This window comes from Streptomyces sp. NBC_00075 (genome assembly GCF_045041225.1).
Classification (GTDB): domain Bacteria; phylum Actinomycetota; class Actinomycetes; order Streptomycetales; family Streptomycetaceae; genus Streptomyces; species Streptomyces adonidis.
This window is the reverse complement of record NZ_CP108243.1, coordinates 6,867,898-6,880,554: the sequence shown is the minus strand read 5'-3', so window position 1 is coordinate 6,880,554 and position 12,657 is coordinate 6,867,898. Positions and strand designations below refer to the sequence as shown.

Genomic DNA, 12,657 nt, shown 5'->3' with positions numbered 1-12,657 from the left:
AGCCTGTCAACGGCGCGTGACAGGCTCGGTTCGGTTTCATGTCGCTGGTGTTACTTAAGCCGCTTTGGGCGACTGTCACACCTCGGCGTAGCTGAGCTGCGTCTTTGCCTCGGAGGCTGTGGTCTCTGTGGCCTGTGCGCTCGCCGGACGGCGAAGGTATACAGCCCAGGTGACCACGAAGCACACACCGTAGAAGGCGAGGAAGGCGACGAAGGCACCGGTGCCGGAGCCGACGCTCAGGAAGGACTGGCGGAAGGCGAGGTTGATGCCGAGGCCGCCGAGCGCGCCCACCGCACCGATGAGCCCCATGGAGGCACCGGACAGGCGACGGCCGTACGCCGCGGCCTCTTCACCGTCCAGCCCCTTGGCCAGGGCCTTGGCGTGGAAGATGCCGGGGATCATCTTGAACGTCGAGCCGTTGCCGAGGCCGGTGAGGACGAACAGGGCGATGAAGGCCGTGGTGAAGAGCGGCAGCGACTTCTCCATCGAGGCGATCACGATGATGCCGGTAGCCGCGGCCATGCCGACGTAGTTCCACAGCGTGATCTTCGCGCCGCCGTAGCGGTCGGCGAGCCAGCCGCCCACGGGACGGATCAGCGAGCCCAGCAGCGGGCCGATGAAGGTGACGTACGCGGACTGGAGCGGCGTACGCCCGAACTGGGTCTGGAGGACCAGGCCGAAGGCGAAGCTGTAGCCGATGAACGACCCGAACGTCCCGATGTAGAGGAAGGACATGATCCAGGTGTGCGCGTCCCTGACGGCGTCCTTGGCGGCGCCGGTGTCGTTCTTCAGGGACGTGATGTTGTCCATGTAGAGCGCGGCGAGGACCGCGGCGACGACGATGAACGGGATGTAGATCCCGAGGAGTACGCGCGGTCCGCCGCTCGCACCGATGACCGCGAGGCCGATGAGCTGCACGACCGGGACGCCGATGTTGCCGCCGCCCGCGTTGAGCCCGAGGGCCCAGCCCTTCTTCCTGAGCGGGAAGAAGGCGTTGATGTTCGTCATGCTGGAGGCGAAGTTGCCACCGCCGATGCCGGCGAGCATCGCGCAGACGAGGAACGTGCCGAAGGACGTGCCCGGCTCCATCACGATGAACGCCGCGATGGTGGGGATGAGCAGGAGCGACGCGGAGACGATGGTCCAGTTCCGGCCACCGAAGATGGCGACGGCGAAGGTGTAGGGGACGCGGACGACGGCTCCGACGGCGGTCGCCATCGACACGATGAAGAACTTGTCGGCCGGGGTGAGCCCGTACTCCGGTCCCATGAACAGCACCATCACGGACCACAGCGTCCAGATGGAGAAGCCGATGTGCTCGGAGAGCACGGAGAAGAACAGGTTGCGGCGGGCGACCTTTTCGCCGGTCGCGTTCCAGAAGGCCTCGTCCTCGGGATCCCAGTGCTCGATCCAGCGGCCTCCCCTGCCGGGTGCGGGGGCTGAACTAGGGGCTGTCATGACGCCTCCACGGTGGTCCGGGGCTCGGGTGGTTCTTTTCGGGGTACTGAGCGGTGATGAGTCCCGAAGGTAGGCAGAGCGCGTTTCCGCACTGTGGCTGTGGGTGACCGGAAGGGAACTTTGCTCTCACCCCGCGAGGAGGTGGGATGAGAGGTTACGCAGACGGAGGTCACGGCCAGAGCACGGCGGGCCACTCCTGGGGGCCACCGTGTCCCGCTATTCTCTGGCGGACCCCACACAGGGAACGGGAGAGTCCATGTCCGCCGCCTCCAGGTCCGGCAGGGCTGAGGCACAGCCTGCTCGGCGCACGCTCGCCAGGAAGACGCTCTCCGCGGCGGCGTTCCTCTTCGTCTTCGCGACGACGATGGGCGGGGCGTTCGCCGGTGTGTTCCTGATGCTGAGGCTGGGGGACTCCACGCCTCTGTCGTCCCTGATGCACGAGGACGGGCGGGGCGGCCTGGTGGCCGGAGGGATCGTTCTCGGCGCGAGCATCGGGGCGTTCGCGCCGTTCACCCTGTTCGAAATGGTGCGGGGCGACGAGAACAATCCCCGCCTGGGGGGCGGCGCGGCTGCCCGTAGGGCCCTCGGGGTGCTCGCCTTCGACGTCTACGTGTTCGTCCTGGCCCTCGTCGTGTCCCTGCTGGGGTGGATCCTGCCCGCGGTCGTCACCAACCTGGTCGGGGTCTTCGTCATCGGTTTCAGCTGGGTTCCGCTGGGGCTGTTCCCCTGGGAGAAGGTCGGCCTGGGCGGCGTGGTCGGAATCCGCCGCCCAGGGTCCCGCGGTCCGTCGGTCTCACTCCGGAAGGACTGAATTCGCCGGCTCGCCCTCCACGATCGTGATCGAGGGGCCGTCCCGCCCTCAGCCCTTCCGACGCCCTCCCCCGCGTTTCGCCCCGTTCGGCCACAGCCGTGGGCTTCGCTTGGCGGCGACGTCCTCGATCCAGCCCAGGGACAGGATCATCAGACCGATCAGGGGCCAGACCAGGACGAACATCCACAGGTTGTACGTCGTGTCCAGCGCGGACACCATTCCGTCGTTCATGAACGGGAGTTCGTACAGGAGGTCGATCAGGGGAACCGTGGCCATGATCAGGAGGTTGTGCCACAGGTAGATCGTGACGGCCCTGTTGTTGGAGAGGGTGACCAGCTTGTCCCACTTCGCCAGGCGGCCCGGCAGTTCCTGCCACGACGGGGAGTACTGGAGCAGGATCACCACGAACCCGAAGGACCAGGTCGCCTGGGCCAGCGGGATGTCGTTGAGGTCCCAGCCGTCGGGGCCCTGGTGGCCCGAGGCCCACCAGATGCCGAAAGCCATGATCAGGACCGCGCAGGACACGGACAGATAGCGCGGGATCTTCTTCAGCAGGCCCTCGTGGTGGGCGAAGCCCAGCACCCAGCAGCCGCCGAACATCGCGAAGTCCGTCACCGCGTTGCCGGTCTCCCCGGGGATCTTCACCAGGCCCGTACCGACCACCGCCGTCAGGGCCAGCGGGGCGAGCAGGGTCGCCCACGGGAGGCGGCGGAACGCCCACAGCAGGAGCGGCGAGGCGATCACGAACCACAGATAGGCCCGCAGGTACCAGAGCGGGCCCGCCGCCTGGACCGCCCAGGTGTTCTCCAGCACGCCCGACTTGGAGCCGATGCTCCAGGGGTAGGGCGGGGCGCCGATCGGGACGATGTAGTTGAGGAGTTCGACCAGACCCCAGGTGCCGCCGTGGTCGGGATCCTTGGTCGGGTTCCAGCCGCCGATGAACATCAGCGTCAGCGCCACCGCGCTGAACGCCCACAGCGGGGGCAGCAGGCGCCTGATCCGGCCCCTGATGACCCCGAGCGCCGGGCGCTTCAGGGAGCGGGCCATCAGCGAGCCCGCCAGCGCGAACATCACGCCCATGGAGGGGAAGAGGATCGTCAGCCACGCCCAACCGAACAGGTGGTAGACGACCACTCGGACCAGGGCGATGCTGCGGAGCAGGTCCAGGTAGCGATCGCGGCCGGGCTTCTTCGCCGGGGCTGCGGCGGGCGGTTCGTCCGCCGTCGGCTGGAGCGGGATGTCGTACGTCGGCGAGGACGTCGCCGGGGGTGGCTGGGTCATCCCACAGGCCTCCTGTTGTCACCGGCGCTCGTCCGGGCGGCCGGTACGGCGTCGGGGGCCGAGCCGACGACACCGGTGCGCCGCAGCTTCTGCCAGCGCAGCCGGCCGCCGGTGAGGGCGGTGATCCAGGACTGGAGCAGGACGACGTACATGAGCTGGCGGTAGAGGATCTGTTGCAGGGGCAGCGAGATCAGGTGGGTCATCTTCTCGCGGTCGAGGCGGAACGCGTAGGCCGCGCAGATCAACTGGACGGCGAGGACGCCCAGCCAGGCGAAGACGGTCTTCTCGGTCGGGCCGAACACCAGCCCGTAGAGCAGGAACACGTCGATCAGGGGGGCCAGGAGCGGGGCCACCACCATGAAGAGGGAGACGAAAGGCAGGCCGACGCGGCCGAAGCGGCCCGAGGGGCCCCGTTCGATCACGGAGCGGCGGTGCTTCCAGATCGCCTGCATGGTGCCGTACGACCAGCGGTAGCGCTGGGACCACAGCTGCTGGACGGACTCCGGGGCCTCGGTCCAGGCGCGGGCGTTCTCCGCGTACACGACCCGCCAGCCGTCGCGGTGCAGGGCCATCGTGATGTCGGTGTCCTCGGCGAGCGTGTCGTCGCTCATCCCGCCGACCCGCTTCAGGGCCGAGCGGCGGAACGCGCCCACCGCGCCGGGGATCGTCGGCATGCAGCCCAGGACGTCGTACATCCGGCGGTCCAGGTTGAAGCCCATCACGTACTCGATGTGCTGCCAGGCACCGATCAGGGAGTCCTTGTTGCCGACCTTGGCGTTGCCGGCGACGGCGCCCACGCGCGGGTCGCCGAACGGCTGGACGAGTTCACGGACGGTGCCCGGCTCGAAGACCGTGTCGCCGTCCATCATCACGATCAGGTTGTACCGGGCGTTCGCGACACCCCTGTTGAGGGCGGCGGGCTTGCCCGCGTTGAGCTGGCGCACCACGCGTACGTTCGGCAGGCCCATGTTCTCGACGATGCGGGCCGTGCCGTCGCTCGACCCGTCGTCGATGACGATCACCTCGATGGGATGCTCGCTCCGCATCAGTGACCGCACGGTGGCCTCGATGCACTTGGCCTCGTTGTACGCCGGGACCAGCACCGACACCGGTTCGGTGATCGGCGGGCCCCAGCTGAAGTCGGGGCGGCGGGTGCGGCGGGCGTGCAGGACGGAGAGCAGCAGCATCAGGCCGAACCGGGCGAACACGAGGACGCCGATGATCGCGAGGCCGACGACCAGTGCGGAGGTGATCCCGTCGGAGGCACGGACCAGGAAGGACCATGCCTTGCCCTTGGCCAGTTCGACGCCCGCGACCGGGGTGTGCGCGCTGGGCGCGTCCAGGGCCTCGGTGAGGTTCTGGAGCTCGTACCCCTTCTTCTTCATGTCGGGCAGGAAGCGGTCCAGGGCCTCGACGGTCTGGTGCCGGTCGCCGCCGGAGTCGTGCATGAGGACGATCGCGCCCTTGCCGCCCTTGGGGGTGGCCTGGCGGATGATCGCGTCGACGCCCGGCTTGCGCCAGTCCTCGCTGTCCGTGTTGTTGACGACGGTGATGTAGCCGCGCTTGCCGATGTACTCCGTGACCGGCCACGACTTGTTGTCCATCGCGTCGGCGAAGGAGGAGTACGGCGGCCGGAACAGTGACGTGCGGATGCCCGCCGCACCGGCGAGCGCCAGCTGGTTCTGGGACAGTTCCCAGTCGATCCGCTTCTTCGACTGGAGGGAGAGGTCGGGGTGGTTGAAGGTGTGCAGCCCCACCTCGTGGCCCTCGTCCACCATCCGCCGTACGAGTTCCGGGTAGCGCGAGGCCATGGTGCCCGTGACGAAGAAGACGGCGTGCGCGTCGTACTTCTTCAGGACGTCCAGGACCTTCGGGGTCCACTCGGGGTCCGGGCCGTCGTCGAACGTGAGGACGAGGCGGTGGTCGGGCATCTGAAGGCTGGTGGCCTTGCCGCTTCTGGTGTCGATGACCGGCCCGCCCTCCAGGATCTTCTCCGGCACCCGGTCCGCGGAGGCCTCGGTCTGGATGCGGTGGTCGGCGAGGATTTCGCTGTGCACGTACCCGCGCAGCATCAGCATCGCCATCAGGGCGACCAGGATGAGCGAGGGCAGCAGCAGGCGCATGGGCAGCCGTCGGCGCCGGGCGGCGCCGGGGGCGCCGTTCCGGGCGCCGCGGCGGCGGGTGCGAGATGCCATCAGAGGTTGTTCTCCGGGGACGAGGAGATCAGAACGGAGTCGGCGGTCGGCGGGGCGGAGGGTGGTCAGGCCGTCGTGGTGGCCGGCTCCGACGCGGAGACCGGGTCACCGGCGGAGCCGGTGGCACTCGGTTCGGCCGGGCTCTCGGCGATCGGGGTGGGGTCGGTCGTACCACCGGCGACCGTGCCGCCGTCCGCGCCGCCGTCCGTGGCCGGGGACTCCGACGGGTCGGGCGAGGAACCGACGGTCTCCGACGGGCTCGGCTCCGGCGAGTTGGACACCGTCGCGGACGGCTCGGGGTCCGGGTCGCTCGACGTGGTTCCCGGGCCGGGCACGGTGGCGCTGGACGAGGGCTTGGGCTCGACGGACGGGCCTGGGTTGGCCGCGCTGGAGGAGGCGCCCGGTGTGGCGGCGGTGCTCCCCTGCGACGGTGTGGCCCCCGTGCTGACCGACGCCTCCGGGGTCGGTGTGACCCCGGCCGAGTCCGACGGCAGCACCGAATCGGCGGGCAGCGGCGAGGTGTCGACCTTGCCCGCCGGCTGCTCGTCCTGCTGGCCCGGTACCGGCAGCCAGGGCGCGTCCGAGTTGCCGGAGAGAAGGGTGCCGACGATGACGGCGGCGTACACGGCGCAGGCGATACCCACGACGATGCCTATCCGGCGGTAGCGGCGGCTGCGGCGACCGGTCTCGTCGACGAAGACGGGGCCGTCACCCGCGCCGGCGTCCGCGCCCTCCTTGGCCTGCCGCACGAGGAGTTCCTCGAGCTGCCGGCCGACGCCGTCGAGCTGGACGGTCACCTCGTGCGGGTCATGGGTGTGACCCGCCTCCGCGGTGTTCTCCCAGGGACGGCTGGAGAGCGACGCGATCGAATCGGTCGGGCCGGTCGGTTCCGCCGGTCCAGATCCGCCCTGACGCGGCTGGGCATGCGCGCCTCTGCCTCCGGTTCGCCCGGGGCGCGCCGGTGCCCCGGCGTGTCTCTGCCGGGGAACAGGACCGGTGCTGCCCGGAGCGACTCCGGGAAGCTGCTGGGTTCCGGACGCGGCCTCGCTGTCGGCCCACTCCGGTTGGGCGTCTTCACGCCACTTCTTCACACGCACGCACATCCCCCCACGGGAACTTTCGGGTGCGCGTACGATTCCGGGTTATTCGTACATCCATGTTCGAACCGGACCCCCATCCGGTCCGAGCGCCCCCATTTATCACACTGCACCCGGGCCTCGAATGTAGCGCACATGGAGGTGCTGTGTTTGCCATGTGTTACTTCTGGACCGAAATGATGTTGACATCGGTGGCTGGAATCCAACCATCAGCGGGCCTCCGCAGCCATCCCTCCTCCCTCGAGAGCTGAGCCGCGGCCTGCCGAAGGGCATCGATTCCCGGATGCAACAACCCCTTCCGCCATACCAACGACACGGGCGAGAACGGGACAGGGTCGACCAGCGGTCGCAACACTGTTCGAGCCATGGGCGGAAAATCCACCACGACGAGAATCGGATTCCGCATCTTGGCCATGATCCGCTGGAACTCCTCGTCGCCCACAGCGAGCGGAGCGGGTGGCGCGATGTCGATGCCGCGTCCCTCGAAGAGTTGACGGGCGAGATCGGTCCACTCCGGTGTACGGGGGTTTCCCGCACCCGCGTACACGGTCTCCCCCGCCAGCGCGGCCAACGGCACCTCGGACAGCTCCGCCAGCCGGTGGTCCTCGGGCAGGACGACCGCCATCGGCTCGTAGCGCACAGGCTGTTGGTCCAGTTGGGCCCGCAGCACCGGGTCCAGGCCCGCGAACCGTCCGAACGACGCGTCGAGCCGGCCCGCGAGCAACTCCCCGGCCGCGAAGGTGAGTCCGCTCTCGAACCGGGCCATCAGCTCGCACTCCGGGGCGAGTTCACGTGCCCGGTGCAGCACTCGCCGCCCGGTCGCCAGCCCCGGCGAGTTCAGATCCACCAGCAGCGGCCGGGCCTCCCCGAACGCGGCCAGCAGCTCGTCGTGGGCGGCCAACACCCGCCGGGCGTACGGCAACAGCCGCTCACCGTCGGCCGACAGCGTCACCCGCCGGGTCGACCGTACGAAGAGATCGGCGCCCAACTCCCGTTCCAGGCGCCGGATGTCACGGCTCAGCGCCTGCTGGGCCACATAGAGACGGGCGGCGGCCCGGGTGAAGTGCAGCTCCTCGGCGACGGCGACGAAGGCGCGCAGGAGACGGGGGTCTAGGTGGTGCGGGGCGGAGTGGTGCGGGGCAGACGCGGGCATCCGGCGAACTTACAACAGGAGTGCGTGAATGGGCGGGGAACAGGTGTTGGACCCGGTGATCGGCTCGGGCCGACGGTGGACACATGCCGCAGCCAACCCCTCACGACCGCGCTCGTGCGCACTCCCGCCCTCACCCCCGCCCACTCCCCGCCGTCACCCAGGACACCCTGGTCATCGCCGACTTCGGCCCCCGTACGAGGTCCGCCCGGCGCCCGCCCGGCCCGTACCGCCGTCTCTTCACCGTCCCCGGCACCCGCGCCTTCACCGCCGGGAACCTGATCGCCCGGCTGCCCATGGGCATGTTCAGCGTGAGCGCGGTCATCATGATCGCCGGTGCGCGCGGCTCGTACGCCCTCGCCGGTGCCGTCACCGCGACCGGGCTCGCCGCGACCGCCGTGGTCGCCCCCTGGACCGCACGGCTCGTCGACCGCCACGGCCAGGCCCGAATCGCCGTACCCGCCACGGCACTTGCCGCCCTCGGCTCCCTCGCCCTGCTCCTGTGCGTGCACCTCGGCGCCCCCGACTGGACCCTCTTCGCCGCGTACGCCGCCACCGCCACGACCCCCAACACGGGCGGCATGTCACGCGCCCGCTGGGCCCACCTCCTGGACGGCGACGAGAAGGCGCTGCACACCGCCAACTCCTTCGAACAGTCCGCCGACGAACTCTGCTTCATGCTGGGCCCGGTCCTCGCGGCCTTCCTCTGCGGGGCGCTGTTCCCGGAGGCGGGCACGCTCGTCGGGGCGGTGCTGATGATGACCGGGGTACTCGTCTTCGCCGCCCAGCGGTCGACCGAGCCGCCGGTCCGGCCCCGCGTCGAAGGGCTTCACCAGCGCGGTACGTCTCCGCTGCGCGCCCCCGGGATGCGCCCGCTGCTCGCCGTGTGCCTGGCCACGGGCGCTGTGTTCGGGTCGATGGAGGTCGTCACGATCGCGTTCGCGGACGAGCGGGGGCACAGGGCTGCCGCCGGTGCCGTACTCGCCCTCCAGGCGGCCGGATCGTGCGCGGCCGGTCTGCTGTACGGGGCGCTGAAGCCCGCTGGACCTGCCGAGCGGCGCCACCCCTGGTGTCTGGCCGCGATGACGGTCCTGATGACGTTTCCCCTGCTCGCCGCCGCCCTGACCGGCTCGCTCCGCGTCCTCGCGGGCGCGCTGCTCGTGGCCGGGATGGCCACCGCGCCCACGATGATCACCAACATGACCCTGGTCCAGGGCCGCACCCCCGAGGGCCGCCTGAACGAGGGCATGACCCTCGCGGTGACCGGCCTTCTCGGCGGCATCGCCTGCGGTTCGGCGGCCGGCGGCTGGACGGCGGAACATGTGTCGGCCACGGCGGGGTACGGCGTTCCGGTCGCGGCGGCCGCGAGCGCGCTGGTGCTGTCACTGGCCACGGCCCGCCGGACCGATTCCCGTATATCCCATTGACTCGGTTGCACGCGGCACATACCTTCGCCCGTCGAAGCGCTTCGACGACACACGTCGAATCAGTTCGACGCCCCCTGCGTGACGGGTGACCGAGATCCATCCGACTCCCCTGGAGGCACTGGATGTTCACGGCAAGAAGGAATGGCAGGTGCATGATGATAGCGGCGGCGGGCCTGGCCGGGGCCCTGCTGCTGACCTCCTGCGGCGGCTCGGAGAGCGGGTCGTCCGACGGGAAGACCTTCCGCCTCTGGCACTACGAAGGCCCCGACAGTGCGATGGCCGTGGCCTGGAACGCGGCCATCGAGGAGTTCGAGGCGACGCATCCGGGCGTCACGGTGAAGTTCGAGGAGAAGGGCTTCGAACAGATCCAGAAGACGGCCCCGATGGTCCTCAACTCCTCCGACGCGCCCGACCTGATGGAGTACAACAAGGGCAACGCGACGGCAGGGCTGCTCTCCACGCAGGGCCTGCTCACCGATCTCACCGCCGAGGTGACGAAGCGCGGCTGGGACAAGAAGATCGGCGCCGGTGTCCGCACCACCAGCCAGTACGACGCCAACGGCGTGATGGGGACCGGCAGTTGGTACGGCGTGCCCAACTACGCCGAGTACACGATGGTGTTCTATAACAAGGATCTCTTCAAGCAGCACGGGATCGCCGAGCCGACCTCGTTCGACGAACTCACCGCCGCCATGGACAAGTTCGTCGCCGAGGGCGTCACCCCGCTGGCAAGCGCCGGCGCCGAATATCCGGCCCAGCAGTACCTGTACCAGCTCGCCCTGTCGAAGGCGGACCGCGCCTGGGTCGACAAGTACGAGCTGTACAAGGGCAGGACGGACTTCCATGACGCCGCCTGGACGTACGGCGCCGAGACCTTCGCCGACTGGGTGAAGAAGGGGTACATCAGCGAGAAGTCCAGCAGCCTCAAGGCGGAGGACGCCGGGGTCTCCTTCATCCAGGGCAAGAGCCCGATCCTGTTCTCCGGCAGCTGGTGGTACGGCCGCTTCAAGAGCGAGGCGACCTTCGACTGGGGCACGTTCCTGTGGCCCGACACCGGTCTCACCCTCGGCTCCGGCGGCAATCTGTGGGTCGTCCCCAAGGGGGCGAAGAACAAGGAACTCGCCTACGACTTCATCGACATCACCATGTCGGAGAAGATCCAGAACCTGCTCGGCAACAAGGGCGGGGTCCCGGTGGCCGCCGACCCGGCCGCCATCACCGACCCGCAGGCCAAGTCGCTCATCGCCGACTTCAACACCCTCGCCGACCGCGACGGGCTCGCCTTCTACCCCGACTGGCCGGTCCCCGGCTTCTACGACGTCCTCGTCTCCGAGGTACAGAAGCTGATCACGGGCAGCGCGAAACCGGACGCGGTCCTCGACTCGTTGCAGGAGGCGTACGACAAGGGCGTACCGAAGACATGACGGTCACCGTCGAACGGGCCGGCAGCCGACACCGTCTCACCAACTCCGGGCACCGCCCCCGGAGTTCGCGGCGCCGCAGGGACTCGTACACCCTCTTCCTCCTCCCCGGGGCCCTCGCCTTCCTCGCCGTGATCGTCGTGCCGTTCCTGATGAACACCGGGGTGAGCTTCACCGACTGGCGGGGTGTGGGCAGCCCGGAGTGGTCGGGGCTCGCCAACTACCGTGCGCTGCTGGACGATTCGGAGTTCTGGGCGTCGTTCCGGCACAGCCTGTTCATGGTGGTGGCGATGGCGGCCGTACCGACGGCGCTCGGACTCGTCCTCGCCGCCGCCCTGTTCGACTACGTCGGCAAGCACTTCGGGAGTCGCTGGGCGGCCGTGCTCCGCGCCTGCTTCTACCTCCCCCAGGTGCTGCCGATCGCGGTCGCCGGCATCGTCTGGAGCTGGATCCTCGCGCCCGAGAACGGCTCGCTGAACGAGCTGCTGAAAGCCGTCGGGCTCGGCTCCTGGCAGCAGGACTGGCTCGGCGACCCGGACATCGCGCTCTACAGCGTGATGGGCGTGATGGTCTGGGTGCAGCTCGGCTTCCCCCTGGTCGTCTTCATGGCGGGCCTGCAACGCGTCGACCCGCAGCTCTACGAGGCCGCCGAACTGGACGGCGCCGGCTGGTGGCGCCGCTTCCGGCACATCACGGTCCCCCAGATCCGGCCCGAGATCTACGTCGTCCTCACCTGGTGCACGATCGCCGCGCTGAAGGTGTTCGGCGCGGTGTACGTCCTGACGAAGGGCGGCCCGGGCGGCGCGACCAACGTGCCGTCCTACTTCTCCTTCACCACGTTCTTCGAGAAGACGCAGGTCGGCTACGGCGCCGCCGTCTCCACCGTCCTGACGGTGATCATCCTCGCCCTCTCGCTGATCGGCCTGAAACTCCAGACCCGTGCGGAGGACGCCGAGGAAGGAGCCCGTACGTGACGACCGCCCTGCGCCGCTACCCGGTGCTCATCGCCCTCGTCCTCGCGGCCCTGTTCATGGTCGTCCCGTTCCTGATCGTCGCGGTCAACGCCGTGAAGTCGCCCGCCGAGTACTCCGCGAACGGCCCGCTCAGCCTCCCCGAGGGCCTGTACCTCGACGGCGTCAAGGACTTCTGGGAACGGGTCGACTTCGGGCAGAAGCTCGTCAACTCGGTGCTGATCAGCGGTTCGGTGGCGGTCCTGGCGGCTGTGCTCTCGGTCCTGAACGCGTACGCGATCGGCATCGGCCGGATCAGGGGCCGCACCTGGGTCCTGGCCTTCTTCGTCCTGGCGAACATGCTGCCGCAGGAGGCGCTGGTCTACCCGGTGTACTACCTGAGCAAGGAAGTCGGCCTGTACGACACCCGGCTGAGCGTGATCATCGTCTTCACGGTCGTCCAGGCGGCCTTCGGTACGTACCTCCTCTCCTCCGTCCTCGGCCAGTTCCCCCGGGAGATCATCGAGGCCGCGCGGATCGACGGCGCGAACAAGTGGCAGGTGCTGTGGCGGATCGTCGTCCCGGTCAGCCGCCCCACGCTCGGTGTCCTCCTCGTCTTCTTCTTCATCTGGACCTGGAACGAGTTCCTGCTGCCCCTGGTGATGCTGATCTCCAACGACAACCAGACGGTGTCGGTGGCCCTCGGTGTCCTCCAGGGCCAGCGTCTGATGGACGCCACGATGACCAACGCGGCCGCCCTGCTGGGCGTGTTGCCCGCTGTCGTCTTCTTCCTCGTCTTCCAGCGAACGCTCACTCGCGGCATCGCCGTGGGTGCCGTCAAGTAGTCCAGCAGCAAGGAGACCCCCC

The 12,657-nt window shown here is 69.1% G+C and carries 10 protein-coding genes; 5 read left to right on the top strand and 5 right to left on the bottom strand.

Annotated elements, in window-relative coordinates:
* Nucleotides 1-75 precede the first annotated feature (75 nt).
* The gene (locus OG787_RS30040; RefSeq protein WP_369035598.1) at nt 76-1,458 is read right to left on the bottom strand and encodes a nitrate/nitrite transporter; all 1,383 of its coding nucleotides are present in this window, start codon (nt 1,456-1,458) and stop codon (nt 76-78) included.
* 256 nt (nt 1,459-1,714) lie between these two features.
* Here OG787_RS30040 and OG787_RS30035 point away from each other — a divergent pair, with 256 nt between their 5' ends.
* The gene (locus OG787_RS30035; protein WP_405537159.1) at nt 1,715-2,269 is read left to right on the top strand and encodes a hypothetical protein; all 555 of its coding nucleotides are present in this window, start codon (nt 1,715-1,717) and stop codon (nt 2,267-2,269) included.
* A 48-nt stretch (nt 2,270-2,317) separates the two neighbouring features.
* Here OG787_RS30035 and OG787_RS30030 read toward each other — a convergent pair whose 3' ends face one another.
* The 4 genes from OG787_RS30030 to OG787_RS30015 form a co-directional block, all read right to left on the bottom strand.
* Nucleotides 2,318-3,550, bottom strand: a complete 1,233-nt coding sequence (locus OG787_RS30030; RefSeq protein WP_405537157.1) for an acyltransferase — start codon at nt 3,548-3,550, stop codon at nt 2,318-2,320.
* A complete protein-coding gene (locus tag OG787_RS30025) occupies nt 3,547-5,745 on the bottom strand; it encodes a polysaccharide deacetylase family protein (RefSeq protein ID WP_405537155.1) in 2,199 nt (732 codons plus the stop codon). The genes OG787_RS30030 and OG787_RS30025 overlap by 4 nt, the downstream gene beginning before the upstream one ends.
* A gap of 65 nt (nt 5,746-5,810) precedes the next feature.
* Nucleotides 5,811-6,542 carry a hypothetical protein gene (locus OG787_RS30020; protein ID WP_369035602.1) on the bottom strand — a complete coding sequence of 244 codons (732 nt, stop codon included), beginning with the start codon at nt 6,540-6,542 and terminating at the stop codon, nt 5,811-5,813.
* 460 nt (nt 6,543-7,002) lie between these two features.
* Complete coding sequence (locus OG787_RS30015) at nt 7,003-7,995, bottom strand: LysR family transcriptional regulator (RefSeq protein ID WP_369035603.1); 993 nt, start codon at nt 7,993-7,995, stop codon at nt 7,003-7,005.
* An 83-nt stretch (nt 7,996-8,078) separates the two neighbouring features.
* Here OG787_RS30015 and OG787_RS30010 point away from each other — a divergent pair, with 83 nt between their 5' ends.
* From OG787_RS30010 to OG787_RS29995, 4 genes are all read left to right on the top strand, one after another.
* Nucleotides 8,079-9,419, top strand: a complete 1,341-nt coding sequence (locus OG787_RS30010) for an MFS transporter (protein ID WP_405537154.1) — start codon at nt 8,079-8,081, stop codon at nt 9,417-9,419.
* Between the two features lie 122 nt (nt 9,420-9,541).
* Nucleotides 9,542-10,843: an extracellular solute-binding protein gene (locus OG787_RS30005; protein WP_405537153.1), complete on the top strand. Its 1,302-nt coding sequence runs from the start codon at nt 9,542-9,544 to the stop codon at nt 10,841-10,843.
* On the top strand, nt 10,840-11,814 hold the full coding sequence (locus OG787_RS30000) for a carbohydrate ABC transporter permease (RefSeq protein ID WP_369035605.1): 975 nt from the start codon (nt 10,840-10,842) through the stop codon (nt 11,812-11,814). Before OG787_RS30005 ends, OG787_RS30000 begins: the two co-directional genes overlap by 4 nt.
* Nucleotides 11,811-12,635 carry a carbohydrate ABC transporter permease gene (locus OG787_RS29995; RefSeq protein WP_405537151.1) on the top strand — a complete coding sequence of 275 codons (825 nt, stop codon included), beginning with the start codon at nt 11,811-11,813 and terminating at the stop codon, nt 12,633-12,635. Before OG787_RS30000 ends, OG787_RS29995 begins: the two co-directional genes overlap by 4 nt.
* Nucleotides 12,636-12,657 lie beyond the last annotated feature (22 nt).

Excerpts from the sequence above, each read along its gene's own strand:
- OG787_RS30040 (WP_369035598.1), bottom strand. The coding sequence starts at position 1,458 with ATGACAGCCCCTAGTTCAGCCCCCGCACCCGGCAGGGGAGGCCGCTGG.
- OG787_RS30035 (WP_405537159.1), top strand. The coding sequence starts at position 1,715 with ATGTCCGCCGCCTCCAGGTCCGGCAGGGCTGAGGCACAGCCTGCTCGG.
- OG787_RS30030 (WP_405537157.1), bottom strand. The coding sequence starts at position 3,550 with ATGACCCAGCCACCCCCGGCGACGTCCTCGCCGACGTACGACATCCCG.
- OG787_RS30025 (WP_405537155.1), bottom strand. The coding sequence starts at position 5,745 with ATGGCATCTCGCACCCGCCGCCGCGGCGCCCGGAACGGCGCCCCCGGC.
- OG787_RS30015 (WP_369035603.1), bottom strand. The coding sequence starts at position 7,995 with ATGCCCGCGTCTGCCCCGCACCACTCCGCCCCGCACCACCTAGACCCC.
- OG787_RS30010 (WP_405537154.1), top strand. The coding sequence starts at position 8,079 with ATGCCGCAGCCAACCCCTCACGACCGCGCTCGTGCGCACTCCCGCCCT.
- OG787_RS30005 (WP_405537153.1), top strand. The coding sequence starts at position 9,542 with ATGTTCACGGCAAGAAGGAATGGCAGGTGCATGATGATAGCGGCGGCG.
- OG787_RS30000 (WP_369035605.1), top strand. The coding sequence starts at position 10,840 with ATGACGGTCACCGTCGAACGGGCCGGCAGCCGACACCGTCTCACCAAC.